Below are 26,850 nucleotides of genomic sequence, written 5' to 3' on the forward strand. Positions count from 1 at the left end.
GAATTGCACAAGTTAGTGTCAATTCGTGGAATTTGTGTTTTACTTCAATATTATTTAGATTTAAGCTGCGCATTGATTTTTGAAAGCATTTGCGCAGCATTTTCATTTTTAGGATTTAGCTCCAGCGATTTTAAATAATTTTCTTTAGCAGGACCTAATTGACCAATTGCTTCATAAATTTCACCCAGACTGTCAAAAGCATTTGAAGAATTTGGATGTTCAGTGCAGTTAAGGGTAAAGATCTGAACCGAAAGATCCGTTAGTTTTTTACTGAATAAAGTGTATCCTAAAGTATTGAGATCATCTTCGAAATTATAATCAGGGTACTTTAATCTTAACTTTTTAAATTCCGTTAAGGCTGTTTCAAACGTATGCTCACTGAATAGTTCGATCAACTGCGTTTGCGGCGTTCTGATTTGTTCCAGCGTAAGCTGTAAAAATCGGGTTGTATCCGTTGAACGGGTAATGGTTATGGCTTGTGATTTAGTATTGAGTAAGTTAAAATGTATTTGGTTGGGGTAATTATCAATTTTAAAAGTATTATTTCCGAGGTAATACATTCTGGTTTTCTCGGTATCAAAATTTTCTTTTAAAAACGGAGAGCAGAGATAAAGTAAATTATCTTCTTCAATTATTTTAGACGTCCCCAATCCGTCATAACCGTAGAGAATTTCAGTATAATAACCTTTTATAGCTTCTTTTAAGTGGGATGGAATTGCGATAGGATGCGTTTTGATTGGTTTTGACCAGCCTAGTTTTGTGATCACTTCTTTTTCGATATAGGCCATTACAGGAAGCCTGTTGGGTTTATCACCATTGGCTAAAACGGCAATTCCGTTGCCATTTTTCATTGTGGCGAGCAAATCGCCTCCGGTCCCGGTATTAGAACCATCATGCGAGAACCAATCGAGATTTCCGTATCCCAAACTTCTCTGCCAGCCGTAACTCCAACCACGCGGACCTTTCATCGTAACAATGTTTGTAACCTTAGTGGCCACAGCTTTCGAAATAACTTTATTGCCTTTTCCTGCTAATGCTTTTTGCATTTCGATCGCAATTAAGGCTAAATCGGCAGGGGTAGACCACAATCCCGAAGGCGCGACCTGAGGCGTTATAGGGATTCCTGTTCGGATTATTTTTCCGTTATAGTTATGTACTTTGGCAACATTGGTTAGAAAGCCATTTTCATTGGGCTGAAGCATCGTTGAATTTTGCAGCTGCAACGGATCAAGCAGAATTTCTTTTACAAGTTGCGCCAATGGCTTTTTGAAATGATTTTCGAGAGCACATTGAACAATTACATAACCGCCACCGCTGTATTGCCAGTCGGTTCCGGGTTTAAAAAGAAATTCGATAGGTTTTTTAGAACGAGGCAGTAATTTGCCTTGCAGACTCTGTTCAATAGTAGGGATCGAATCTCCCTCATAATAATCCTCAAAACCACTCTGACTTGTTCCGGCAGTATGCGATAACAGCTGTTTCCAGGTAACTGGGGTGTCTTTGGTGAAAGCACTGTTAGGCAATTGCCATGTTTTGAGGTACTTTGAGATGGGAGCGTCAAGGTTGATTAATCCTTTTTCTTCCAGCATCGCACAAACGATGGCCACTATAGGTTTTGAGATTGAGGCCGTAGAGAAAGCAGTATGCTGATCGATTTTTTCTTCAGAATTTGCAGCTTTCACACCCCATTGACCGGTCCAGATTATTTGATAGTTCTCGAAAACAGCAACACTTAATCCTTTAAGATTGTATTTTGACATCATTTCTGAGGTGCTATTTTTTAAGCTGTCCAGAGATTTGATTTTTGAAGTTGTTGTTATTTGAGCAAAAGAGAAGGTACAGGAGAAAACCAGAAGCGAAACTAAAAGAGTTTGTTTCATTAGTTTTATTTTTGGATGAATACTGGTTTTAAAAGATAAAGCTCAATAATAAAAGAAGAATAGTGCTGTTTGTTCTTTGATTTGATGATGATAAAGTTCTTTTATTATTGAGCTTTTTTGAAATTATGCTTTTGAGATACTTCCTGATCCCGAAACTTTTACGTCACGTTTTTCAGGATTTCCTGTGTATTTAATATCTCCTGAACCCGAAACTCTCCCGGTTAAACTTTCAGTACAGTTCACGCGAATGTCCCCTGAACCCGAAATGGTTACATCTGTATTTTTTGATTTAAAATTAGCTGCATCGATATCTCCCGAACCTGATAATTTAGTAATAAAGTTAGTAGTATTTCCTTTTAAGCTTACATCTCCTGATCCGCTTAAATTTAATTCAAGATCAGTAGAGTTTACCGCCAGATTAAAGTTTCCTGAACCTGACAATTTAGCCAGGAACTTGTCGCTTTTGATAGGATCTTTGGATTGAACATCTCCCGAACCGGATAGCGTTAATGCGGATATGGTTTCAAAAGGAACTGTTACTTCAATCTTTTTGCCAAGGCTTGGTGAGAGGTTAACCCCCTTTTCAGTATAAACTTTTAAAACATTATCTTCGACTTCCACTTTTATGGAAGCCAGCAAGTTTTGCTCTCCTTTTACTATAATTTTGCCCTCTTTTCCTGCCACTAAATCAACATCAAAAAAGCCGGAAACTTTTATAGCGTTATAATCAGAAGTCGTTCTGGTTTCAGTAACGACATTGCCATTACCTTTTATTTTTTTGTTGGACCATTGTGCATTGGCAATAGAACTGAATAAAAGCGCACTGAAAACTAATAATTGAACTGATTTTTTCATTTTTTGGTTGTTTTAAGATTGTTATTTTTTAATTAATGCTGCATTGCCATAGCTGGTGGTTACTGCTATCTTGCTTTGCCCTTTTTTCTTGTTGAAACCGCTTATCCTTTTAGAATTGCTCTTAGTTTCTGCTACCGAAGTGTCTAATGAATTGTCATATTTAATACTTCCGTATTTGGTATTGATATCAAAATCAAAAGCAAGGTTAGCACTGTATCCCAGTGATACATTGGTATAACTGCTGCTGATGTTTACATTTTTTTGTTTTTCAGTAAGCGTTTCCACATTTATTTTTGAATAAGCAGTGTCGATATTCAGATTGCCTGATAAATCTCCAACCGAAACACTTAAATAATTTCCGGAACCTGTCAGTGAGTTGATTTTCTGCAGCTTAAAAGTACAATAATTACTATCGTATTTGAAGTTTTGACCTTCCTGAAGGATATACAAATCAGTATAATTGGCATCTACAGTTAAATTTCCGGACTCGTTTATCTTTAAGTTCGAATAACGCGCTTCGATCTCTCCGTTTTTGATGTAATCAATTGTAGAGTTCTGACAATACCCAAGCTCAATTCGATTGTTTGAACCATTTAGTTTTCCCAACACTATTTTACCGTATTTGCAGGTAATATCAGTGGTAGATTCCAGGGTCAAAGCGGTAATATTTCCGTACTTATTATTAAGTTTTACAGTCCCGTTTTTCGGAATTTTAATCACATAGTTAATTTCGAAAAAATTAGCACTTCCTTTACTTTTTAAAGACGAATTACCAATGTTGGTAACGGCAGTAACCATTGATTTAAGAGCGGTAATGTCTACGTCAATACTGTTGAGCTTTGCGTTAACCCAATCTTCATTGTTGCTGGTAACCTTAATGGTAATGTCAATGTCAATTTTATCCTCGTTCCAGGTACTGACTGTGATGTCACCGTATTTGTTATCAATATCAATACCTGCGTTCGAATTTACGATGTAGGTTTTTTTAATGTTCTTTTGCTTGGTACTGTAATTATCGTCATTTGAGAATCCTAAAAAAGGAAGCAAAAGAAACAGGATGAGTATTTTATAATGTTTTTTCATGTGTGGTATTATTTTTAAAATTTTCATTTTCTTCAATTCGTTTTAAAACAGTTTGTAAAAAGGAAATTCGGGTTTCCAGATTACTGATCATGGCATAAATAATTTGTTTGTTTTCGCCATTCTTCTGCAATTCGTTTATAATTTTTGCATAATCGGCATCGAACACCTTCATTTGTTTTAAGGCATCGCTAATAATCTGCTCATTTTCAGGAGAACTTTTTTCTTTTAATTTAACTAGCTCATTATCGATTAAAATGCTGAATATCGAATCGGTTCTTTGGGCTTCCTTCGAAGCAAACTTATACTGTTTAGGTTCATGGTAGCTGTTGTAAAATAGAGACACACTCAACAGTACCACAATTGAAGCAGCAATTGCCCAAACCGTATGATTTTTCTTTTTAGGTTGTTTTTGGTTTAATTTATTTAAGAAATTCAGCTGATGATCCGAACTTAGTTCCTCTACATCCCATTGATTTTCAAATTTTTTAAATAACTGATCTAAATTGTCATTTTCCTTTTTCATATCTCCTCTAATTTTTTTCGTAAACTTTCTTTTGCTCTGCTTAGCGTTGTCCGGCAATTAGCGTAACTGATGTTTAAAATTTCGCTAATTTCCTCCTGATCGTAACCCTCAATATAAAACAGGGTTAACACCATCCGGTAATTGTCTTTCAGGTTCGAAATCGTATCTAAGACCTGTTTCACTTTAAGCGAATTCATGTCAATGCTGTCACTTAATACACTGTCATTTTCCTCTATCTTATAAAGGGTCTTGCTTAAATCTTCTGCCTGGAAAGCATTATTCTTTTTATAAAAATCAATACTGTAATTGATAATTATTCTTTTTAACCACGCACCAAATGCTACTTCTTGTTTATAGTCGTTAATTTTTGTAAAAGCTTTCAGAAAACCTTCCTGCATGACGTCTTGTGCAAAATGTTCATCTTTCACAATGCGGAAGGCCACATTGTACATAGCTTTACAATAACGATTGTAAATTTCGAACTGAGCTTTTTGGTTGTTCTCCTTACAAAGCGCGATTAATTCTTCGATATTCTGGTTATTTATACTCAAGTAATTGTTGCTAGTTTTTAATAATGACTTTGCTTTTTTTGGTTTGTTACACTTTTGATAAAATTAATTTTATTTTTTTTCAAAATAGTTCTCTTTCTGGTATTATTTGGCCCTCGAAGTTTAATTTCAAAACTGTCTTTTTTGGTTTTGGCATAATGATTGTCTATTTTTACGGCTTATCATGTAAATGAAACACTTTACATACTTATAGCAGAAACTATCGTATATACAGTTATATTTACGGCTAGTATAAAATATTTAATGACAAAACGACTTATATACTATTATGTCAAACCATAAAATACTCACAATTGACAATCTGTCACTTCAGGAATTTGACTCGGAGGCAGATTTGATTCCATTATTAACTCCGGAAGACGAAGAGGAAATGAACAACGAGGAGCTTCCGCTTTCGTTACCTATTTTGCCATTGCGCAATACCGTGTTATTTCCGGGAGTTGTGATTCCAATTTCAGCAGGAAGAGATAAATCAATCAAACTAATTAATGATGCCAATGCCGGCGGAAAAATTATTGGGGTGGTTTCTCAGATTAATGAAGAAGACGAAGATCCGTCTAAAGATGATATTCATAAAATTGGAACCGTAGCCAGAATTCTTCGCGTTTTAAAAATGCCTGACGGGAACGTAACTGTTATCCTGCAAGGAAAAAAACGCTTTGAAATTGAGGAAGTAGTTTCAGAAGAACCTTATATCACTGCCACAATCAAAGAAGTTTCGGAAGAGCGTCCGGAAGAAGACGATACGGAATTTAAAGCAATTTTAGATTCTGTAAAAGAATTGGCGATTCAAATTATTAAAGAGAGTCCGAACATTCCGTCAGAAGCTACTTTTGCGATTAAAAACATTGAAAGCCAGTCGTTTTTAATCAACTTCGTTTCTTCTAACATGAACTTATCTGTAAAAGAGAAACAAGGTTTGTTGTCTATAAACGGATTAAAAGATCGTGCGCTTGAAACCTTGCGTTATATGAACGTTGAGCTTCAAAAATTAGAACTGAAAAATGACATCCAGTCCAAAGTACGTTTTGATTTAGATCAGCAGCAGCGTGAATATTTCTTGCACCAGCAAATGAAAACCATTCAGGAAGAATTGGGTGGCGTTTCGCAGGAGGAAGAAATGGACGAAATGGGGCAGAAGGCAAAAGCTAAAAAGTGGGACGAGAAAACGCAGAAACATTTCGAGAAAGAATTGTCTAAAATGCGAAGAATGAACCCACAATCACCTGATTTTGGTATTCAACGCAACTATTTGGAGTTATTTTTAGAATTGCCTTGGGGCGAATATTCTAAAGATAAATTCGATTTAAAACATGCACAGAAAGTATTAGATAAAGATCATTTTGGACTTGAAGAAGTTAAGAAAAGAATGATCGAACATTTGGCTGTATTGAAACTTCGTAACGATATGAGATCGCCAATTATATGTTTAACGGGGCCTCCGGGAGTTGGTAAAACTTCTATCGGACGTTCTGTTGCTGAAGCTTTAGGGCGTGAATATGTACGTATCTCTTTAGGAGGTTTACGTGATGAAGCTGAAATTCGCGGACACAGAAAAACCTATATTGGTGCTATGCCGGGACGAATCATTCAAAGTTTGAAAAAAGCCGGAACTTCAAATCCTGTTTTTATTCTGGATGAGATTGATAAATTGTCAAGCGGTAACAGCGGCGATCCTTCTTCTGCTTTATTGGAAGTATTAGATCCGGAGCAAAACAATGCTTTTTATGACAACTTCCTTGAAATGGGGTATGACTTGTCTAAAGTAATGTTTATTGCAACCTCAAACAACATGTCGGCCATTCAGCCTGCCTTGCGCGACAGAATGGAAGTCATTAAAATGTCTGGGTACACCATTGAAGAAAAAGTAGAAATTGCCAAAAGACACCTTTTTCCAAAACAATTGGAAGCGCACGGATTGACTACTAAAGATTTGAGCATTGGTAAAAAACAACTGGAAAAAATCGTAGAAGGATATACACGTGAATCCGGAGTTCGTAACCTTGAAACTAAAATTGCTCAGGTAATTCGTAATGCAGCAAAATCAGTTGCAATGGAAGAAGAGTACAATAAAAAAGTAACAGATGAAGATATCGTAAAAGTTTTGGGTGTACCAAGACTGGAGCGTGATAAATATGAAAACAATGATATTGCCGGAGTTGTTACAGGTTTGGCCTGGACAAGTGTGGGTGGAGATATTTTGTTTATCGAATCGTTAATTTCTGAAGGAAAAGGCGCTTTGACCATTACCGGAAACCTTGGTAATGTCATGAAAGAATCGGCTACAATTGCTTTAGAATACATCAAAGCCAACGCTAAAAAACTAGGACTGAATGTTGAATTGTTCCAAAAATACAACATCCACTTGCACGTACCGGAAGGAGCAACGCCAAAAGACGGACCAAGTGCCGGTATTGCCATGTTGACGTCTTTAGTTTCGTTACTGACACAAAAGAAAGTAAAGAAAAGTATGGCGATGACAGGAGAAATTACACTGCGTGGTAAAGTTTTACCGGTAGGTGGAATTAAAGAAAAAATCCTGGCAGCCAAAAGAGCCAACATTAAAGAAATCATCTTATGTCATGAAAACAAAAGTGATATTGATGAAATTAAAGAAGAATATTTAGAAGGACTTACTTTTCACTACGTAAAAGAAATGAGCGAAGTGCTGGCTTTGGCCCTGACCGATCAGAACGTTAAGAATGCGAAAACATTGAAATAAAGTTTTAAATTCCAAAATCCAAAATCCAAATTCCAATCTGAGCGATCAGTTTTGGAGTTTGGATTTTTTTTATTGCAATTTAATCTAAGCTACCAGATTTGGAATTTTGGTTTTTTTTATTGGAATTTGGGATTTGAAAATTTGGAATTTAATAGGAGCGATCCGCTTTGGAATTTGGAATTTTTTTATTGGAATTTAACCTGAGTGATCAGCTTTGGAATTTGGGATTTTTTTATTGAAATTTAATCTAATTGTATCAGTTTTGGAGTTTGGAATTTAGGAGTTTGGAATTTAGGAGTTTGGAATTTAGAATTTGGGATTTGGAATTTTTTTATTCTAATTTATTTTTATCAATGATATAATTTTATCTTCGCACTTGCGTTATCCCACTATAGGATCGCCCCAAAAGAATGTTAAAACAATTTGTTTTATTTTTATTAGTATCGATTTGCTCCATAAGTTATGGGCAAATAGGAGGGCGCTACACCTATCAGTTCTTGAATTTAACAACCTCGCCAAGACAGGCAGCATTAGGAGGAAAAACGATAACCATTTACGATGAAGATGTCAATCAGGTGATGTCTAACCCGGCAGCTTTGAATGAAGACATGGACAATCATCTTGCGATGAATTATGGTAGTTATTACGGAGAAGCTTCTTATGGAACCGCTTCGTATGCTTATACTTATGACAGGCACGTGCAGACGTTTTATGCAGGAGTAAGTTATGTTAATTATGGTTCATTTGAAGGTTATGATGAAAACGGACAGGCTACCTCAGATTTTACGGGGAGTGAGGGCGCACTTTCATTAGGCTATGCTTATAATGTTCCGTTTACCGATTTGCATATTGGTGCAAACATGAAGTTAGTGACTTCAACGTTAGAGAGTTATAATTCAATTGGAGGTGCAATTGATTTAGGATTTTTGTATGTAATTGAAAAAAATGACGTAAATTTGGCTTTAGTAATACGCAATATTGGTACACAATTTACCACGTATTCAGGAATTAAGGAAAATTTACCATTTGAAATCGTGGCAGGAGTTTCGCAGGAATTAGAGCACGTGCCCCTTCGCTGGCATCTTTCATTAGAAAATTTGCAACAGTGGAATATCTCTTTTTCGAATCCCGTTCGTGGAGAAACCGGTATCGATGGATCAGTAAGTAAAGAGAAAGTGTCGTTTGTCAATAACGCATTGAGACATGTGGTTTTAGGAGTAGAACTTTTTCCAAAAAAAGCATTTAATTTGCGTTTAGGATATAACTTTAGAAGGGGAGAAGAATTACGGGTGAATGAACAGCGTAATTTTTCAGGAGTTTCGGTGGGATTTGGTTTAAAAATGAATAGATTAAAATTTAATTATTCGTATTCCAGATATACATTGGCAGCAAATACAAGTCTTTTTGGTCTAATTTTAAATTTTCAGTAATGATATGAAAATACTTAGTTTGTTTTTGTTTTTAACCGTAGGCGTTTTAACGGGTGCGAAACACTACTATAAAAATGAAACTACTATTTCCAGCATGGAAGTAGAGCGCATGAATACCAGAGTAAGCGAAATTAAAAACATGATTAGTATTGACTCTAAGTACAATACTAAAATTGCTTTTTTTGTTGATATGAGAATACCATCAGGTAAAAATCGTTTTTTTGTTTACGATCTGGCAAACAATAAAATCATAGATCAGGGCCTTGTAGCACATGGCTCGGGATCTGAAACCGGTATAAAAGGAAGCCTGAGATTCAGTAATACCCCTAATTCCAATTGTACTGCATTGGGACGTTATGTGATTCAAAAATGTTACAAAGGAATTTTTGGCAAGGCCTATAAATTAAACGGTCTGGATGAAACCAATAACAATGCTTTAAAAAGAGCGATTGTATTGCATTATTACTCAGCAGTTCCTTATGAAGAACAGGATTATTACATCAGCAACAGTCACGGCTGCCCAATGGTAAACGAGCAATTCTTCAAACGACTTGAAAAATATATCGATTGTTCTAAGTCAAATATCATTCTCGATGTTTATTATTAGAAAACTTAGAATATAATTTCAATAGACTTAAACCGTATATTGCTGTTGTTTTTCTTCAACAGCATTTTTTTTTGTTCCCTTTTCAACCTTATTCCATTACATTACTATTTTCAGATGAAGAAAACTCTTTTTATTTTTCTTGTGGTACTCCTGATTTTTGTGGGGTATAAGATAGTCAGAAAAGACAGTAAAGCTCCTCTAGTAGTAGCAAAAACAATTGATATCCAAAAAATCAATGAAGTCCGCGGTATCATAAAAAGCAACCCAAAATACAACGACAGATTTGCCTTTTTTATCGATATGAAAATCCCTTCCGGTAAAAATCGTTTTTTTGTATACGATCTAAAAACCAACAAAATTATTGACAAAGGTTTAGTAGCTCATGGTTTGGGGTCTGAGACCAAAATAAAAGGCAAACTAAAATTTAGCAACATTCCGAATTCACTCAGTACTTCATTGGGGAAATATACTGTTGGTGAGCATTATAACGGAAAGTTTGGCAAAGCCTATAAATTATACGGATTGGATGCTACAAATTCGAATGCATTTGATCGTGATATTGTTTTTCATTATTATTTTGATGTTCCGTATGAAGAGCAAAAAGGATATATTTGCAACAGTTATGGATGTCCGATGGTGAACAAAAAGTATTTTGAAAGAGTGGCAAAAATAATAGACAATTCCGGATCCGATATTGTGATGAGTATTTACTATTAAATCCGGACCAGCACAGTAAACAAGTTTAAACTTAAATATAAAAAAATTGAAAAAAATTACCATTGCAATTGATGGATTCTCCTCAACAGGAAAGAGCACTTTGGCCAAACAATTAGCGAAAGAGTTAGAATATGTTTATGTAGATACCGGAGCAATGTACCGGGCGGTGGCTTACTTTGCCATGCAACATCAGCTTATTGCGGCAGATTTTTTTGATAAAGCAGCTCTTATAACAGCTTTGCCCAACATTCAGTTAGAGTTTAAATTTAACCCCGATCTGGGTTTTGCCGAAATGTATCTTAATGGTGAAAATGTAGAGAAACAAATCAGAACCATCGAAGTTTCCAGCTTTGTCAGTAAAGTAGCCGAGGTTTCTGAAGTGCGTTCTAAACTAGTCGAGCAGCAACAGGAAATGGGAAAAAACAAAGCGATAGTGATGGATGGAAGAGACATTGGTACCGTAGTTTTCCCTAATGCCGAACTTAAAATTTTCATGACTGCCAGTGCCGAAACCCGTGCACAAAGACGTTTCGATGAATTACAGCAGAAAGGCGATAACGTTTCTTATGAAGACGTCCTGAAAAATGTAGTCGAAAGAGATTATATCGATACACACCGTGAAGATTCCCCTTTAATCATTGCCGATGATGCGATAGAAATAGATAATTCTTACTTAAACAGGGAAGAACAGTTTGACGCAGTTCTCGAATTAGTAAAGGATGTTGTTAAAACAGTTTAATTTTTTGTAGATATCATTTTTAATGGTAGTTTTACCGCTTTATTTATTTAAAGACAATTTCATCATATGGGAATTAAAAATAGGTTGATTATAATGAGCTTTCTTCAATTTTTTGTTTGGGGAGCCTGGCTTATAACAATTGGAAATTATTGGTTTGGAACTAAAAATTGGGAAGGAACCCAATTTGGTCTTGTTTTCGGAACCATGGGAATTGCTTCTTTATTCATGCCCACTTTAACCGGAATTATTGCAGACAGATGGATTAATGCAGAAAAACTGTATGGAGCCCTTCACATTGTCTATGCAGTTGTTTTATTTGGTATTGCACATGTTACGACACCGGATAATTTTATATACGTAATGTTTATCGCAATGTGTTGCTACATGCCTACAATTGCTTTAAGTAACTCTATTTCGTATACTTCGCTTAAACTAAACAATAAGAACATAGTAAAAGATTTTCCACCAATCCGTGTTTGGGGAACTATTGGTTTTATTGCTGCAATGTGGATCACTAATTTAAGTGGAAGCAAAGCAACAGAATACCAGTTTTATATCGCCGGAGTTGGTGCATTAATTCTTGGAATATATGCTTTTACATTGCCTAAATGTGAGCCTCAGCGTCTGACTAAAGAAGATGCTTCAATGGTAGAAACTTTAGGATTGGAAGCCTTTAAATTATTTGGAAACTATAAAATGGCTTTGTTCTTTGTATTCTCTATGTTTTTAGGAGGTGCTTTGCAATTGACCAATGCTTACGGAGACGTATTTTTAGACGAATTCAAACATTTTCCTAAATATGCAGATTCTTTTGTAATCCAATATTCGACGATCATCATGTCGATCTCTCAGGTTTCTGAAACCTTATTTATTTTGGCAATACCGTTTTTCTTGAGACGTTTCGGAATCAAACAAGTAATGTTGATCAGTATGCTGGCTTGGGTACTGCGTTTTGGATTGTTTGGATTTGGAGATCCTGTAGGCGGTTTATGGATGATTATTTTATCGTGTATCGTTTACGGAATGGCATTTGATTTCTTTAACATCTCAGGTTCCTTATTCGTTGAAAGTAATACCGATTCAAAAATACGTTCATCTGCGCAGGGATTATTCATGATGATGACCAACGGTGTAGGAGCCGTTCTGGGAAGTTTGACTTCCGGTTGGGCTATTGATCGTTTCTTTACCAAATCATTCACAAATACTACTGAGTTAGCCGGATTTTTACAAACCGAAAGCACAAATTCAAGAATGCTGGAATTTGTGAAAGGACAAGGCAATTCGATTTCGACTGAAGGAATTTTTACAAATCCAATTTTAATGAAAGACTGGCATAATATATGGCTGTCATTTGCAGCATATGCCTTAGTAATTGCGATTGCTTTTGCTATTTTATTCAAACACAAACATGACCCAAAAGAAATAGAAAATTTGAGTCATTAAAAACATAAGACACCGTCTGGAATCCCGTTTTCAATTTAAGAAAACGGGATTTTTTTTGGCATAAGTTATATCATTAATTGACTTCGATACGGTTAAATTGAAACAGATCATTATCGGACGATTTTACCGTAATATAATAGCTGCCAACCGGCAAATCCGTTTCAATTGTGCCATTCTTTGGAGTAATTAGGGTAGATTGAATCGGAATTAATACATCTGCATTTTTAGTGGCATTGTACTCCTCTGACAAGAAAACGTCAACCAAAAGTTCTTGGTTTTTAAATTGCGTGAATTTTTGATCTTTAAGACTAACCTTTTTAAATACCTGATTCGGATAAACAGATTGTAGATTGGCTTCGAGGTTATTGATTAAAAAATAGTCGGCACTTGATTTCATTAAAGTATCTTTTGCAAATGCCGATTTAGGAAGCAAAATCAATTTTTCTTTAGTCTTCATCATAACAGTCTCCTGATTGATCGTAATAGGATTTATGTTGGAGTACTCTTTTAAATAACTGCCCATAAAACGTTGTTTTCCATCTTCTTCCAGATGACCATGTCCCACATAAACAAAAATTTTAGCCTTTGGATCTTTCTCTAATATTTTCATAATATTCTTTGCCTGACCTATTTCCCGGTTTGTTTTCTGATCAGAATTCTCATGTCCTACCAACGTAAATCCCATAGCATTTGCTTTTCTTACAAAGTGACCAAAATAAGGGTCTTTGATATAAAAACCATTTTTGGCATTTGGAACGGGTGCAGTAGTAGTACTTAGATTTGGCATAAAGGTTTCCATGGAAATCACAGTGAATCCTTTTTGTTTCAAAACGTCAAGAAGATTCAGAGCAAACAAACGATGTTTGGGGTAAAAATGATCCTCGTTGAGCATAATAATCTGATTGTTCTCTGCCAGATCTGCAATTGCTGCAAGTACAGCTTCCTCTTTTTTGACTTCATTATTGGATAGTGAATTGAGAACAGTACGATTAAAATCACGTTTATCACTTTCGTAATGTTTGATCAGTAAATTGTACTCTTTATTAGTACCAATAAAAGAATTGATGGTTAAATACAAAGGATCTTTGAACATTATTTTTTTTGGATCTTTTATAGGAGCCAGCTTTATTTTTTCCCTTCCCTGCAGGTAATTTTTATGAGGTTCGGCGGTATAATAATTAAAGAGATGCATATAAGACAGTTTATTCAAAGAGGTACTGTCTAAATGAACTCTTCGAATATTTTCTTTGGCTTTTTCTAAATCATTCCTATTTCCTGACATTCGTGTAAGTGAAATGATTTTTTTTGCCCCCTTTTGTTTTTCAAAAATTACAATCCCATTTGTACTGTCATTTTGCAGCAGTTTTTCACGAGTAAGAGTGTCAATTGGCTTTTCAATCTTTTCAAAGAAATAGAAACTTTCTAAATTTTGGTCTGTTTTATAGCTAAGTATTGCCTGAGCAGAAGAAAGATCTTTATATTTCCCAATTCGTTTTCTTAGTTCATTTTTACTAACCTTGGAAATATCTTCATAGGTTGCATTTTGAGGAATGTCAATAGAAACATCCAGTAAATTGTTGTAATACAAATCGCCTTTGTTTTTTTCTCCGGCGATATAATTGTGCCGGATAACATCCTGATTAGTGGTTTTGCATGCGGCGAATACTAAAAAACAACTTGCTGAACAGTAATATTTTTGAAATCTGAAAGGAATTAATTTGATCATATTTTTAGAAGTAAAGTACAACAAATATCATTGCTTTCCAAAAGTTTACATGCCGGTTTATTATCGTAAATCGGTACTATGTTAACCCGTTGAGACAACTAATTCTAACATGTCTTTTGCTCTTAATGATGTTTGGTTTCAAGACAGGGGTACAACATGGAGTTTACTACAACTTGCTGCTGATCAAGAATTATTTTTTAAGCTCTTGATAAATTTGTACAGGAAAATTGTTTACATGTACAATTTGTCTTACTTTCTTTAGGGATATCTTTGCTGGTATAAGAATGGAACACAGTCCTCTAATACGTAAAACCATGAGAAATAATACCACCGGATTGACCGCTTTTTTTATTGCTACATTAGGTTTGTTATCTGTAAAAGCACAGGTTCATCAAGAAAAACCGCTTTTTCATTATTCGGTAATGGATGCGCTGCGCAATGGTGTTTATACAGGTGAACTTACGATTGGAGAGCTCGCCAAAAAAGGAAATTTCGGACTTGGCACTTACAATTATTTAGACGGTGAAATGATCGTACTCGATGGTATTTTTTATCGGGTAGATGCTTCCGGACTGATCGGGGTTGCAGCAAACAGCCGTGAAATACCATTTGGCTCTGTCGCTTTCTTTAAAGCCGATACAACATTTGAACTCGCCAACATAAAAGACATCGAAGAACTCCAGAATGAAGTGATAAAAAGACTTCCTTCTGTCAACAAACCTTATGCCGTTCGTATCGAATGTGAATTTGAAAACATTACAGTGGGTGGCGCCAGGCGTCTCGATGAAAATGAGACTACCGGGTTGGCCGAACTCATGAAGACAAGGCCTTTGTACCCAAAAGAACATATTTCGGGCACTATGGTTGGTTTTTACAATCCGCCTTATTTCTCCGCTATCGATTTATCTCCGTTTCATTTTCATTTTATCTCCAGAGACCGGAAGTATGGCGGACATCTAATGTCTGGAAAATTAACTACAGCAACAATAAAAGTCAGCATAGACGAAAAACCGGGTTGTGAGATTATTTTGCCGCAGCAGAGCAAAGTCTTTAACAAACCCTGGACAAAGCAAGACGGCGTTAAAAGCTCTTATTAAAAGAGTGCCGGTATAAACCGCTTTTATCATTTAAAATTCTACAAAACATGACAAAATTAAAATTGGCAATCTCTACAATGATTTTGCTCGCTACTGCTATGACAGCACAGCAGACAAAAGAAATCCAACATCTAAAATTTGATAACCTGGGATGGGAACAACTGGGGGATAAATTACAACGCAAGTATGTATATGGAGAACAGGGCATGCTCGCGCTGTTTAAGATGGACAAGGGCGCCAAAGTACCGCTGCATCAGCATCCAAATGAACAAACCACTTACATTACAAAAGGAAGTGTGAAAGTAAGCATGCAAGGCAAAGATTATATTGTGAGTGCCGGTGAGGTTTTGATTATTCCAGGAAATATACCGCATCAGTTTGAATGTTTGGAAGACGGAACATTAGATATTGATTTTTTTGCACCGCCACGCAAAGACTGGATTGAAGGTACAGCCAGTTATTTTGGAAATACTGAAAAGACGACAACTGCGCTTGAAGTGGTTGCAGCCATGGACATACGCCCGGGTGATGTGGCCGTATCGGCTGAGGGTCGGGTTTTTGCTACCATACATCCACTGGGAAGTCAAAAAATGCAATTGGTTGAGATAGTCAACGGAAAGGCCATTCCGTATCCCTCTGCCGCTTATCAGAAGAATGGTGCAAAACCAAGCGATGCTAAATTTGATGCAATGCTGGGATTAATCTTTGATAAAAACAATCGGCTTTGGGTAACTGATATGGGACTTGAACTTGGAAAATCCAGACTTTGGGCGTTTGACATCAGTAAAAATAAGGTAGTAGAAAAAATTGAACTGCCTGAAACAGTGGCTCCAAAAGGCACTTTTACACAAGACGTTGCCATTGACGAGAAGAATGGTTTTGCTTATCTGGCGGATATTGCCAATCCGGGAATCATTGTATTGAATTTGAAAACAAAAAAAGTACGTCGCTTTAGCGGGCACCTTTCTTTACAAGCAGAAGATAAAGACATGATTATTGATGGAAAAGTGACCTATTTTGGAGGGAAACCGGCTCGTGTTGCTATTGATCCCATTACACTTTCGAATGACAGAGAAACCATATTTTTTGGTGCAATGAATGGCACTTCATGGTATAGTGTACCAGCCCGATTGTTCAGAGAAGGAAAAAGTGATGCCGAAATTAGCAATGTCATCAAAAAAATAGGCAACAAACCTTTTAGTGACGGTGCTTTGACAGACGAAGCAGGAAATCATTACTTTACCAATCTCCAGGAACATGCCATAACAAAATTGGATGCTTCGGGTAAATTGACTACTATTGTACAAGATGCTCAAAAATTGCAGTGGCCGGATAATGTTTATAAAGGTCCGGATGGTTGGATGTATATTTCGGTAAATCAGCTTAATAGTACTCCCGCTTTTACCGGCGCCGATGATCAGGGAAAACCGCCTTATTATATTTATCGTTTTAAGCATTAAAAGAATTCTATTAAATTTAATTCAAAAAATAAAATGTTCAAATTTTTCAGGTTCTCCGTCAGTATTGCCATAGCAGCGTTATTTGCACTTAGCTTAGTTGTAGGAAGTGATGTTTTTCTTCATGACAATCAGCCCTTTTTCTACATGCTGACTCTGATAACGGCTTTTATTTTTGCAGCTATGGGACTTGTGGGAATCATGATCTATAAAAACTTTAAAAATATTTGGCAGCATGTTGCAAAAGAAGAGCAGCAGCATTTTGCCCGGACTTCTGTTCAAAAGCTGTTATTGGTCTTTGGTTTTATTGCGTGGTTAACAACACTATTTTCAGTAATACTTTGCATAGGTCTGGTGGAGCGAATGCGGGATGGAATGGCTTTGTTCGGTTAAAATATAAGAAGCCTTCTAAGCAGATTTACCTCTTTAACACTACAAAAACACATTATACAGTAAGCGTATAATGTGTTTTTTTGTTTTTGGACTTCATATTCTGCCATATATAACCTTAATATATCCACTTATTGCAGGAATAGTTAAGTTATTTAAAAGCATAAGCTTCGTATAGTACTTGTTTTATATTTGTAAGATAAATATGTAATTTTTATACATAATTCCGCTTTAAGAAATAAGAGGAATAGTCTAATTTAAATTTTAAAACGAAAAGTGAATGAAAAAAGTAATGATTACAGCGCTGTTATTGTGCGCGATTGTGGTAACTGCACAAGAAAAAGGTAAAAGCGAAGTAAGATTGGCATATAGTGATGCATCGTATATTCTTCTTAGTGAGTCGTTTGCTAACTCTTTGAGTAATACCATTGTTTCGGGTATAACTGGAGTCAAATACAAGGATGCCAAGTCTACCGTGTTCGGAATGTACGAAATGGGTTATCGTTACAACATAGGGGAGAGACTTAAGATTGGTGGAGATATAAGCTTCATGAGAACGGAGGATAAATTTGAAAAGAGCAGCACAAATCCTAAAACAGTAAAAAGAAGAAGCAATTATTTTATGGGAATGGTAATGGGGCAGTACAGTTATATTAAAACCTCCCGATTAGATTTTTACGGTTCTGGCGGCGTGGGGTTTATTGGCTTATCTACAAAGGATCAGGTAGGAGGTTCTTATAAAGATAATGCACTTGGATTTGCTTTTCAGATTAATCCGGTGGGTTTAAGAGTAGGAAAAGCATTTGGTGTCTTTATAGAAGTAGGCTATGGATATAAAGGAATTGCGACAGGAGGATTTAATTATAGATTTAAATAAGTAGAATAAGAATTAGCAGACCAACCATTTTTTAATATTTTAACCATTTTTGAGAGGGGGGTAAATCTCCTCTTTTTTTTGTTTTTAATGCGAATTTTAAAGAATAGTAACCGTTTATTTCATAAACGACGCAGTTATTGAAAACGGCCTTCACATCTCATAACTTGATCTTAAATTTGTAATCAGAAAACGAAAGGTTTTATTAAACAGGTTATAAAGGAAATGATGAAAAAGCTGTTTATTTAAGTAAGTGGATAAACAATCTAAAATGGAAAGTAGTTTTTTTGAGGCTCTAAGTTAGTTGCTTTTTTTTTGTTAAATTTTGAATTGTAGAAGTGTTTTTGGAAGATTTTTTTGTGTTGTTCCTTTAGCCTGTTTGATATTCCTTTTGTACACATCAAAAAGATAAAAAATGTGCGGGACATAAGTGAGGTAATGCAATAGTAGTTAGCAATAGCTACCTTGCATTATCTCAGCCTGTACAATTTTTTTTAACAGTAAGATTATCAGAGCTTCTTGAACTTCTAATTTTTAGTTGGAACAGAAGAGTGAAATTAAATTTATATCTGCAGCACTTTTTTTAAGCTATCAATTCTTCTTCTGGCAATAGGAAGTTTAGCTCCATTAGACATTTCACAATAATAGCCCTGTTTTTTATTAATTTTTGTGATATGATTTATGTTGACAATATAGGAATGATGGACTCTAAAAAAAATGACCGGATCAAGTAGTGAACTGTATTCCCCTAAATTTTTGCTTGAGACATGTTCCATATTATTTTCCAGAAAGAAAGTGGTGTACCTTCCATCAGACTTACAAAATAGAATATCCTCTTTTTTCATGATGACTATTTTGTCTAACGAATTGATCGTAATATGATCAGTGTTGACCGCAGCTGATGGTGGATCTGCTATAGATTTAGATTGTGATGGCAACGTTACTACTTTACGAACAGGTTCGGTTTCCTGTTTTAAAAAATGATTAAATTGTTCTTTTTCATTCAATTTCATAATCACCTTATTGGTAGCCACTACAATGTCATCAATAATGATTGGTTTTACGATGTAATCAATCGCATTGTATTTAAATGCTTTTAGGGCATAATCATTATAGGCGGTTACAAAAATGATTTCAATTTCTGAAAAATCAATACAGTCTAAAATTTCAAAAGCATTTTTTTCATGAAGCTGTATATCCAGATATACCACCTGAGGTGATAGTTTGTTAATTAGTTCAATAGAATCTTCAACATTACTTGCTTCTCCAATAATATTAATTAAAGGACAGAATTTCGTCAGGAAATATTTTAATAATTCCAGATTTTGAAAATCATCGTCAACTAGTATGGCATTGATTTTAGATATCATATCTTTATAATAAATTATTTTTGGTAAGTTTTTTTTGATCATATAATATTACAAAAAAAATAATAACATGAAACAATTTTTGATCGTTTTAATTTTATTAGTTTTTCAAAGTGTTCAGTCGCAATTTCGCAATCAGTTTGTGATTGTGGATTCGCGAAACGGATTGAAGTCAGATTTCGTATATAGTGTAAGCGAAGGTTTGCAGCACAACATCTGGATTGCGACAAACAATGGTATGACGCGCTTTAATGGAAGTACTTTTAAAAATTTCTCGATCGAAAATGGTTTAGATTCCAATGATATTGTATATTCTCAAATTGATTCTAAAAACAGAATCTGGGTGTGCGATTACTACTATGGGCTTAAATACATAAAAGAACATCAGGTTTTTTACATAAAAGCAGCCAGAAAAATTCCAGGGCTTTTTTTTTGTTTTGAGAATAAAGGAAGTATTTATTTCAGTTCGGTAACTAATGGTGAATGTTATTTATTAACTCCCGGGAATTCTTTTATTCCCTACAAACCTAAAAAGAAAGATACTGAAATCCATAGATACGATCAAAAGACAAAGACCTATTACGGTTACGATCGCTTTTTTAAAAGACATTTTGTTATAGAACCCGGTAATAAGTTCAGCCTAAAACCTTTTTACAAAGCCCGGCAGAGTAATATTGATTTGCATCGTTTTGGTTTGTACACCCAATCTGCAAAAATAGACTCCAGTAATCAAAAATTGCTTTACAATTTTTATTACAATAAAGTAGACCATCTTATTGATGATTTAAAGCAAATTACTCCTTTATATACCGCAAAAGATACGCTAAAACTACATTCTCTTACAGCTGCTGGCCAGAAAACTAAGGGTACGGAGTTTAAAAACATTGGTGATTTGATCAGGCTTAACGGTAAGGAGTTCAAATCGGTTTTTGTGGATTCGGGTAAAAACTTCTGGCTTATTGATGAAAAGAATCGATTGTATTTTGTGAAATACAGCGGTCTGGAAATTCAAAACAATGTCAATTATAAGCTGTTTGGTTCCAACGATATTTTTATCGAAAAGAGTCGTTTAGAGGGTGACAAACTTTATTTTATTGCCAGTACCAATTTATTTGGAGTGGTGGATGTCACAAATTTCGAAGTAAAAATCATTAGAAAGTTTGAAGGAAAACTTTTTAATTTATTTTTCTCAGGAGATGATATATGTCTTATTAGTAACAAAGGAAAGTACTTCTATAATAAAAAAACAAACGATTTTAGTTTTAAGGAGATTAACGCCAAGCTTAATCTGGAAAAAAGTTTCATAGACAATGACAACAATCTATATGCCATTGAAAAAAACTTTATTGAAAATGAACACAACGAAAGAATCACATTTGATTTTACGGATATACGTTTTAAATATTTCTGCCTGAATAACAACTTAGGAGTGGTTGGCAACGAAGAGATGGTGGCTTCTTATAATTTTGCCACCAAAGAAAAGAACAAGAATACAGCCATTAAACAAACCAGCTTTATCCGAAAAATGAAAGATGGTGTTATAGTGGGAACCGGTAGCAGAATGGTGTTCTTTTTAGATAATAATTTAAAAATACAGCAGAAAATAAGACTTAAAGACAATTGTTATTTTATAAAATACTATGACGATAAAGTATACTTGGCTACCTATAACGATATTACAGTCTATAATAGAACGAATGGAAAATGGCATTTTTTTAATAGAATAAATTTTGACGAAGGCATACTGCGTGGGCGTATTTTAGATATGGCCTTTCAAAAAGATAAGTTTATCGTCATTACCGACAATGGTATTTCGGTGATTAAAAACAGCTATTTAGAAAAAACAGCTTCAGCAGAAGTTCAGATCCTTGATTTTCTTGTGGGCGAAAAATCAATTTTAAATGCAAAAGACAGAAGTATAAAGCAAGGTAAGTATGGCAATATTATGATCAGGACTTCGCTTCGTACATTTGATAATAAAGACTGCTTCGAAATTTTCTATCGATTGGTTAAAAATGGAAATTATGATGATACTTCCTGGAGCCGGCTACAGAACCGTAATGTGCTTTTTAATGATTTGCCTCACGGAAATTATATTTTTGAAGTTTGTGCGCGTAATTTAAGAGACACCAGTCAGAAATCTTTTAAAGAAGTCAGTTTTAAAGTCGAACCTTATTTTTGGGAAACCAATTCCTTTTTTATTGCGGTCATGGCGATGTACCTTACCATGGTTTTTTACTTTTTGCGCTATTTTAGAAAAAAAATAAATCAAAGAAACAAGTTAAAACTAGAATTGATTACCCTTGAGCTTAAATCGTTAAAAAATCAAATGAAGCCGCACTTTTTGTTTAATGCCCTAAACAATTTGCAAGGGATATTATTTACAAAAGGAATAGAGGAGGCCAATTTATTTTTAAACAAATTTGCTCAATTGTTGCGGTCTACTTTAGAAGTAACACGAGACAAAATCACTTCTTTAGAGGAAGAAATGGCATACATCAAAACCTATTTGGACTTTGAACAGCTTAGAAGCAATAACGAATTGTTTGTTACTTATAAGATAGAGGAAACATTAGATCTAAAAAGCATTGAAATTCCAGTGATGGTAGTACAGACCATTGTTGAAAATGCGATCATGCACGGATTAAATGCCAGCAAAAACAGGAAAGAGCTGCTGATCGAAATTTATTCATTGAATAACAGTTTAAAAATCATCATTGAAGACAATGGAGTTGGAAGGAGAAAGTCCAGCAGCATTCAGAGCCTTGATCATAAGCCATTGGCATCTTTAATTATACAGGAGCGATTCCGGATTTTAACCAAACTCAGAAAAAGAAGTCACACTTTAGAAATTAAAGACTTAGAGAAAGAGGGCGTACCTTGTGGCACAAGAGTTATTATAACAGTACCACTTTATTATTTCGAATTTGACGGCTCCTCTGAATAATGTTTTAATCAGATAACTTGAACCCGGCAGTTTTTTAAACTTGCCGGGTTTGTTGTTTTTTACACCTTTCAAATTTTGTTTTAAAAGGATAAACGTACAGGTTCTAAACCCGACAGGTTTCAAAAACCTGTCGGGTTTACCAAACTCCAAACTCCAAACTCCACTAATAAAAGCAGTTATAGACTTTAATTTGCCAGTTATTTCTTGGTTTAAACCGTTTGTTACAAGTGGCTATATTGATATTGGGAACGCAGTTATTTTTGTCATAAGTCTATGGGAAAAGCGCGATACATACTGTCTTTACATAAAATTACAGGATGTCTTATAAAATGTTTTTTTTAGAAAAAATAAGCTCTTTTGTTTGGAGTACGAATCATTATCAATAGAAGTGCAAAATTAGAATACACAGTTATTCTGATTCGGTAAAACTGGAGATTAAGAATGCAACTTAAAAGTGTAGGGGTGATCGTTTAGCTCTCAAAAAAAAGAAAAACAGAACAAGCAAATGACGTATTTACGTTCGCAGGATATTTAATAAAATCATAATTATTTTACAGAAATGGAGAGAAAACTACATGTTTTAATATTAGGGTTACTGTTGAGCAAATTCAGTGCAAATGCACAGCAGGGTGCCCAGTATACGCAGTATATGTATAATACTTTAGCAATAAACCCTGCCTATGTGGGAACTCGTGAAGCGATTAGTATTACTGGATTAAACCGAACGCAGTGGTCAGGAATTGACGGAGCTCCAAGAACAATGAATTTATCAGTAAGTGGCCCCATTTCAGAAAAAATAGGTTTAGGTGCATCTGTTGTTTATGATCAAATTGGTCCTTCAAATGAAACTTTAATTGCTGCCGATATATCTTATAATGCAAGATTGAATTATGATTACTGGCTGTTCTTTGGTCTTAAAGCATCTGCTGCGCTATTGAATATTGATTATACGAAACTAAATCCCTACAATACAAATGATTTAGTTTTTCAAAATAACGTACATGATTTTTCGCCCAATATCGGTGCAGGGATTTTTTTAATGTCTGAGAATACCTATGTGGGAATTTCGACTCCTATATTAATCGATACGAGTGATTTTGACGAGAGAAAAGATATAGTAGCCCGTAGAAAAATTCATTATTACGGAATGGCCGGACATGTTTTTGATATGTCAGATAATGTAAAATTCAAACCGACTGTTCTGTTAGACTATGTCAATGGAAATGCGTTGCAAATTAATCTCTCGGCTAATTTTTTAGTTTACAATAAGCTTACACTTGGAACAGCATACAGGTGGAATGCTGCTGTTAGTGCTTTGATTGGAGTTCAGCTAACAAAGGGATTGTTTGTTGGATATACCTATGATGCCGACACAACGAAGTTAGGAAAGTACAACTCGGGATCCCATGAACTTTTTTTTCGATTTGATTTACCTATAAGAATTATGAGAGAGTGCTCTTGTTCATCGGCGCGTTTTTTTTAAGTTGTTAATTCAATTTACAAAGCCGACAGGTTTCAGGCAGGAACCTAATTGGTTTTATCATAGCCGACTCTAAGATTTTCAAATTTGTTTATCACATCAAATTTTTCTTCCATTTGCTCTGTCTAAAAAAGTCAATATAGTTTTTACACTTAAAAAAATAATTTATGAAAAGAAAAATATACGCTCTGGTAGTGCTATTTTTAGTAACTACATTCTTTGCTTTTTCTCAGGAAAACAAGATAAAAAAGGGAAATAAAAAATACGATGACCTGGCCTATATTGATGCAATAGAGATTTATAAAAGAGTTGCAGAAAAAGGATATAAATCAAAAGAATTGTTTCAAAAATTAGGAAACTCTTACTATTTCAATGGACAATTATTGGAGGCAAATAAATGGTATGCCGAATTGTTTAAAATGAAGAAAGAAAATGACGATAACTTCGTTAATCCGGAATATTATTATCGTTATTCTCAAACTTTAAAGTCTGAAGAAAATTATGAGAAAGCAAAAGAATATCTTAACTTTTTTGCTCAGCATTCAGAAAATGAGATTAGAGCAAAATTATATGTTAGTAATAAAGACTATTTGGAAGAAATAAAGATGAATTCCGGCAGATGTACTTTACAGCATACCGGAATTAATACTTCTTATTCAGAATATGGAGCTGCTATTTATAAAACGAACTTAGTTTTTGCGTCGTCGAGACTTAATTTTAAAGGAGCTAATAAAGTAAATAAGTGGGACAATCAGCCTTATAGTAGTTTATTGATTAGTAAAATGGACAAAAACGGCACTCTGGGGGAACCGCATTTATTCTCTGAAAAATTAAATTCTAAATTCAGTGAATCAACTCCAGTATTTACGAAGGATGGTAAAACGGTTTATTTTACCCGTAATAATTATTTAAACGGAAAATTAAGTACAAATAGCGAAGGTGTAGCGTTGCTTAAAATTTATAAGGCAACCTATAAAAATGGAGACTGGTATAATATTACAGAACTTCCTTTTAATAGTAATGAATATAGTGTTGCACATCCCGCCTTAAGCCCTGATGAAAAAACTTTATATTTTGTTTCAAATATGCCGGGTACCGTTGGCCAGTCTGACTTGTTTAAAGTAAAAATTTTCGATGATGGGAACTATGGGAAACCAGAAAATTTAGGAGTAAATGTGAATACAGAAGGTCGTGAGACTTTTCCGTTTGTATCAGAAAACAATGAACTGTATTTTGCTTCAAGCGGGCAATTAGGGTTGGGAGGTTTGGATGTTTTTGTTGCCAAAATTAATCCGGACGGCTCCATATCCAAAGTAACCAACCTCGGAGAACCCATAAACAGCCCTTTTGATGATTTTTGTTACTATATCAATTCTAAAACCAAAACCGGATTTTTCTCTTCTAACCGGAACATGGGACTGGGTTTTGATGATATTTATAAATTCACTGAAGATCGGCCTTTAGATACCGATTATAGTAAAGAAATTCTTGTAAATCTGATTGATACAGAAACCAATCTTCCTATTTCAGATGCCGAGGTTTCATTGTATGATGAAAAAATGAACCTTTTGGTTAAGGTCCCTTCCAGTTCTCTAGGGGCATACAAATTTGAAAACCTTGCTGCAGGGAAAAAATATTACATCAAAGCAGAAAGAGAAAATTATGAGACAATTGAGAAAAGCTTTTTTACCAATTTTGATAGTGACAAGAAACCACAGGAATTTTCGATGCAGGAGAAAGTGCGAAAATTAGAAGTAGGTGTTGATTTGGCTAAACTGTTTAATTTTCGTGATATTTATTTTGATCTGGACAAATCGGTAATTAGGGAAGATGCGTTGGTAGAGCTTGCCAAAATAGCGGAGCTAATGAAATTAAGACCTAATCTTAAAATAGATGTCAGGGCACATACCGACAGCCGTAATAGTAATGCTTATAATTTGAAGCTTTCAAATTTGAGAGCCAAAGCAACAATTGACTGGTTGGTAAAGACAGGAGGAGTTGATGTTGCAAGATTAACAGGAAAGGGCTACGGAGAAATGATGATTTTAAATAAATGTGTAGACGGGGTTCCTTGCACCGAACAAGAACATGCTATTAATCGAAGAAGCGAATTTTTAATTGTGAGCACTACTGAATAAAATTTACAATCGTTTTGATTATTTCACCAAAGGAGATTTTTTATTTTTTGCAATAATTAATAGTAATAAGCATGGAAGAGGAATTAAGAAAACATTTGAATAAAGTGGCAGCCACCGAAATGTATCAGGGAAAGAACTTTGTAGAGAAAATAAAACACTTTGTTTCGGAAGTTATCATAATTGTTTTTGCGGTAATGCTCTCAATTTCTTTGCATAGCTGGAGTGAAAATAGACACCATCAAAATGAAGTAGAGGAGTTTTTAACGGATCTTAAAGAAGATTTAAAGGAAGAAAGAAACAGTCAGGTAAAACATATTGATAATGTAAGTACAGCAACAGAAATGTTCGTTGAATTACTAAAAATTGATAAAAAATTCATTGACGGCATAGATAAAAGTGGAGATGATGTTGTTTTTGTACTTAATTTTTTAACACATCAGTTTGATAGTGGGAACTATGAAGGATTTAAATCGAGTGGCAAAATTGGTTTTATAAAAAACAGAGAGATAAAAAAGTTAATCCTTCGATTTTATGAACAAAGAGTACCGTTGACTATTGAAGTTGAAAACAGGTACAATAATCAAATCAGAATACTAAATGATTATGCAACAACTGCGCGGGATAAAAAAGAAATGTTTTTAACCCGCCGGTCAAAAGTGATGTTTGATTTAGCAAGACAAGCAGGACTCCAATGCGATACTGTTTATAAAGAAAATATCGCACTAATTGATTCTATTATTAAGAAACTTAAAAATCAATAAAATTTTGTTGCGTAAATTACTGTAAACTCTGTTTAGGAGTAGTTT

At 34.7% G+C, this 26,850-nt stretch carries 21 protein-coding genes; 14 read left to right on the forward strand and 7 right to left on the reverse strand.

The annotated features are described in order from the left end of the window. Positions 1-50 precede the first annotated feature (50 nt). The 5 genes from ACN1CN_RS00060 to ACN1CN_RS00080 form a co-directional block, all read right to left on the reverse strand. Entirely contained in the window at positions 51-1,880 is a 1,830-nt protein-coding gene (locus ACN1CN_RS00060) for a serine hydrolase (protein ID WP_419134177.1), read from the reverse strand. A 123-nt stretch (positions 1,881-2,003) separates the two neighbouring features. Further along, positions 2,004-2,735, reverse strand: a complete 732-nt coding sequence (locus tag ACN1CN_RS00065) for a head GIN domain-containing protein (RefSeq protein WP_419134178.1) — start codon at positions 2,733-2,735, stop codon at positions 2,004-2,006. Positions 2,736-2,756: 21 nt separating this feature from the next. Next, on the reverse strand, positions 2,757-3,818 hold the full coding sequence (locus ACN1CN_RS00070) for a hypothetical protein (RefSeq protein ID WP_419134179.1): 1,062 nt from the start codon (positions 3,816-3,818) through the stop codon (positions 2,757-2,759). Continuing rightward, complete coding sequence (locus tag ACN1CN_RS00075; protein WP_419134180.1) at positions 3,802-4,341, reverse strand: anti-sigma factor; 540 nt, start codon at positions 4,339-4,341, stop codon at positions 3,802-3,804. Before ACN1CN_RS00075 ends, ACN1CN_RS00070 begins: the two co-directional genes overlap by 17 nt. Continuing rightward, positions 4,338-4,892 carry an RNA polymerase sigma factor gene (locus ACN1CN_RS00080; protein WP_264524126.1) on the reverse strand — a complete coding sequence of 185 codons (555 nt, stop codon included), beginning with the start codon at positions 4,890-4,892 and terminating at the stop codon, positions 4,338-4,340. Before ACN1CN_RS00080 ends, ACN1CN_RS00075 begins: the two co-directional genes overlap by 4 nt. Positions 4,893-5,178: 286 nt before the next feature. Between ACN1CN_RS00080 and lon the strand changes: the two genes are divergently transcribed. The 6 genes from lon to ACN1CN_RS00110 all read left to right on the forward strand — a co-directional run bounded on the left by lon (position 5,179) and on the right by ACN1CN_RS00110 (position 12,568). Further along, the gene (gene lon, locus ACN1CN_RS00085) at positions 5,179-7,632 is read left to right on the forward strand and encodes an endopeptidase La (protein WP_419134181.1); all 2,454 of its coding nucleotides are present in this window, start codon (positions 5,179-5,181) and stop codon (positions 7,630-7,632) included. A gap of 410 nt (positions 7,633-8,042) precedes the next feature. Next, a complete protein-coding gene (porQ, locus tag ACN1CN_RS00090; protein WP_264524124.1) occupies positions 8,043-9,062 on the forward strand; it encodes a type IX secretion system protein PorQ in 1,020 nt (339 codons plus the stop codon). A gap of 4 nt (positions 9,063-9,066) precedes the next feature. After that, a complete protein-coding gene (locus tag ACN1CN_RS00095) occupies positions 9,067-9,669 on the forward strand; it encodes a murein L,D-transpeptidase catalytic domain family protein (RefSeq protein WP_264524123.1) in 603 nt (200 codons plus the stop codon). Between the two features lie 114 nt (positions 9,670-9,783). Beyond that, positions 9,784-10,386: a murein L,D-transpeptidase catalytic domain-containing protein gene (locus ACN1CN_RS00100; protein WP_419134182.1), complete on the forward strand. Its 603-nt coding sequence runs from the start codon at positions 9,784-9,786 to the stop codon at positions 10,384-10,386. Positions 10,387-10,432: 46 nt separating this feature from the next. Further along, positions 10,433-11,125: a (d)CMP kinase gene (gene cmk, locus ACN1CN_RS00105; protein WP_291286739.1), complete on the forward strand. Its 693-nt coding sequence runs from the start codon at positions 10,433-10,435 to the stop codon at positions 11,123-11,125. A gap of 66 nt (positions 11,126-11,191) precedes the next feature. Continuing rightward, positions 11,192-12,568 carry a nucleoside permease gene (locus ACN1CN_RS00110; protein WP_419134183.1) on the forward strand — a complete coding sequence of 459 codons (1,377 nt, stop codon included), beginning with the start codon at positions 11,192-11,194 and terminating at the stop codon, positions 12,566-12,568. 73 nt (positions 12,569-12,641) lie between these two features. Here ACN1CN_RS00110 and ACN1CN_RS00115 read toward each other — a convergent pair whose 3' ends face one another. Beyond that, the gene (locus tag ACN1CN_RS00115) at positions 12,642-14,294 is read right to left on the reverse strand and encodes a hypothetical protein (protein ID WP_419134184.1); all 1,653 of its coding nucleotides are present in this window, start codon (positions 14,292-14,294) and stop codon (positions 12,642-12,644) included. A 314-nt stretch (positions 14,295-14,608) separates the two neighbouring features. Here ACN1CN_RS00115 and ACN1CN_RS00120 point away from each other — a divergent pair, with 314 nt between their 5' ends. From ACN1CN_RS00120 to ACN1CN_RS00135, 4 genes are all read left to right on the forward strand, one after another. After that, positions 14,609-15,391, forward strand: coding sequence for an acetolactate decarboxylase (locus tag ACN1CN_RS00120; protein ID WP_419134185.1), 783 nt, complete (start codon positions 14,609-14,611; stop codon positions 15,389-15,391). 47 nt (positions 15,392-15,438) lie between these two features. Next, positions 15,439-16,851 carry an L-dopachrome tautomerase-related protein gene (locus tag ACN1CN_RS00125; RefSeq protein ID WP_419134186.1) on the forward strand — a complete coding sequence of 471 codons (1,413 nt, stop codon included), beginning with the start codon at positions 15,439-15,441 and terminating at the stop codon, positions 16,849-16,851. Between the two features lie 33 nt (positions 16,852-16,884). Next, on the forward strand, positions 16,885-17,241 hold the full coding sequence (locus tag ACN1CN_RS00130) for a hypothetical protein (protein ID WP_419134187.1): 357 nt from the start codon (positions 16,885-16,887) through the stop codon (positions 17,239-17,241). 277 nt (positions 17,242-17,518) lie between these two features. Next, entirely contained in the window at positions 17,519-18,115 is a 597-nt protein-coding gene (locus ACN1CN_RS00135; RefSeq protein WP_419134188.1) for an outer membrane beta-barrel protein, read from the forward strand. A 560-nt stretch (positions 18,116-18,675) separates the two neighbouring features. Here ACN1CN_RS00135 and ACN1CN_RS00140 read toward each other — a convergent pair. Further along, a complete protein-coding gene (locus ACN1CN_RS00140) occupies positions 18,676-19,482 on the reverse strand; it encodes a LytR/AlgR family response regulator transcription factor (protein WP_264524114.1) in 807 nt (268 codons plus the stop codon). Positions 19,483-19,549: 67 nt separating this feature from the next. On the opposite strand from ACN1CN_RS00140, the gene ACN1CN_RS00145 reads away from it, so the two are divergent. The 4 genes from ACN1CN_RS00145 to ACN1CN_RS00160 all read left to right on the forward strand — a co-directional run bounded on the left by ACN1CN_RS00145 (position 19,550) and on the right by ACN1CN_RS00160 (position 26,805). Beyond that, on the forward strand, positions 19,550-22,426 hold the full coding sequence (locus ACN1CN_RS00145) for a histidine kinase (protein WP_419134189.1): 2,877 nt from the start codon (positions 19,550-19,552) through the stop codon (positions 22,424-22,426). A 559-nt stretch (positions 22,427-22,985) separates the two neighbouring features. Next, the gene (locus ACN1CN_RS00150) at positions 22,986-23,909 is read left to right on the forward strand and encodes a type IX secretion system membrane protein PorP/SprF (protein ID WP_419134190.1); all 924 of its coding nucleotides are present in this window, start codon (positions 22,986-22,988) and stop codon (positions 23,907-23,909) included. A 164-nt stretch (positions 23,910-24,073) separates the two neighbouring features. Then, positions 24,074-26,044 carry an OmpA family protein gene (locus tag ACN1CN_RS00155; RefSeq protein WP_419134191.1) on the forward strand — a complete coding sequence of 657 codons (1,971 nt, stop codon included), beginning with the start codon at positions 24,074-24,076 and terminating at the stop codon, positions 26,042-26,044. A 71-nt stretch (positions 26,045-26,115) separates the two neighbouring features. Beyond that, entirely contained in the window at positions 26,116-26,805 is a 690-nt protein-coding gene (locus tag ACN1CN_RS00160; protein WP_419134192.1) for a DUF6090 family protein, read from the forward strand. Positions 26,806-26,850 lie beyond the last annotated feature (45 nt).

Source organism: Flavobacterium sp. T12S277, from assembly GCF_048514875.1.
GTDB lineage: Bacteria > Bacteroidota > Bacteroidia > Flavobacteriales > Flavobacteriaceae > Flavobacterium.

What these genes read in the sequence shown, in the direction of transcription:
- ACN1CN_RS00095 (WP_264524123.1), top strand. Translation starts at nt 9,067, where the DNA reads ATGAAAATACTTAGTTTGTTTTTGTTTTTAACCGTAGGCGTTTTAACG.
- ACN1CN_RS00060 (WP_419134177.1), bottom strand. Translation starts at nt 1,880, where the DNA reads ATGAAACAAACTCTTTTAGTTTCGCTTCTGGTTTTCTCCTGTACCTTC.
- ACN1CN_RS00145 (WP_419134189.1), top strand. Translation starts at nt 19,550, where the DNA reads ATGAAACAATTTTTGATCGTTTTAATTTTATTAGTTTTTCAAAGTGTT.
- ACN1CN_RS00155 (WP_419134191.1), top strand. Translation starts at nt 24,074, where the DNA reads ATGAAAAGAAAAATATACGCTCTGGTAGTGCTATTTTTAGTAACTACA.
- ACN1CN_RS00160 (WP_419134192.1), top strand. Translation starts at nt 26,116, where the DNA reads ATGGAAGAGGAATTAAGAAAACATTTGAATAAAGTGGCAGCCACCGAA.
- ACN1CN_RS00140 (WP_264524114.1), bottom strand. Translation starts at nt 19,482, where the DNA reads ATGATATCTAAAATCAATGCCATACTAGTTGACGATGATTTTCAAAAT.
- ACN1CN_RS00115 (WP_419134184.1), bottom strand. Translation starts at nt 14,294, where the DNA reads ATGATCAAATTAATTCCTTTCAGATTTCAAAAATATTACTGTTCAGCA.
- ACN1CN_RS00075 (WP_419134180.1), bottom strand. Translation starts at nt 4,341, where the DNA reads ATGAAAAAGGAAAATGACAATTTAGATCAGTTATTTAAAAAATTTGAA.
- ACN1CN_RS00100 (WP_419134182.1), top strand. Translation starts at nt 9,784, where the DNA reads ATGAAGAAAACTCTTTTTATTTTTCTTGTGGTACTCCTGATTTTTGTG.
- porQ (WP_264524124.1), top strand. Translation starts at nt 8,043, where the DNA reads ATGTTAAAACAATTTGTTTTATTTTTATTAGTATCGATTTGCTCCATA.
- ACN1CN_RS00125 (WP_419134186.1), top strand. Translation starts at nt 15,439, where the DNA reads ATGACAAAATTAAAATTGGCAATCTCTACAATGATTTTGCTCGCTACT.
- ACN1CN_RS00065 (WP_419134178.1), bottom strand. Translation starts at nt 2,735, where the DNA reads ATGAAAAAATCAGTTCAATTATTAGTTTTCAGTGCGCTTTTATTCAGT.
- ACN1CN_RS00150 (WP_419134190.1), top strand. Translation starts at nt 22,986, where the DNA reads ATGGAGAGAAAACTACATGTTTTAATATTAGGGTTACTGTTGAGCAAA.
- ACN1CN_RS00130 (WP_419134187.1), top strand. Translation starts at nt 16,885, where the DNA reads ATGTTCAAATTTTTCAGGTTCTCCGTCAGTATTGCCATAGCAGCGTTA.
- ACN1CN_RS00070 (WP_419134179.1), bottom strand. Translation starts at nt 3,818, where the DNA reads ATGAAAAAACATTATAAAATACTCATCCTGTTTCTTTTGCTTCCTTTT.
- ACN1CN_RS00120 (WP_419134185.1), top strand. Translation starts at nt 14,609, where the DNA reads ATGAGAAATAATACCACCGGATTGACCGCTTTTTTTATTGCTACATTA.
- ACN1CN_RS00110 (WP_419134183.1), top strand. Translation starts at nt 11,192, where the DNA reads ATGGGAATTAAAAATAGGTTGATTATAATGAGCTTTCTTCAATTTTTT.
- ACN1CN_RS00135 (WP_419134188.1), top strand. Translation starts at nt 17,519, where the DNA reads ATGAAAAAAGTAATGATTACAGCGCTGTTATTGTGCGCGATTGTGGTA.
- lon (WP_419134181.1), top strand. Translation starts at nt 5,179, where the DNA reads ATGTCAAACCATAAAATACTCACAATTGACAATCTGTCACTTCAGGAA.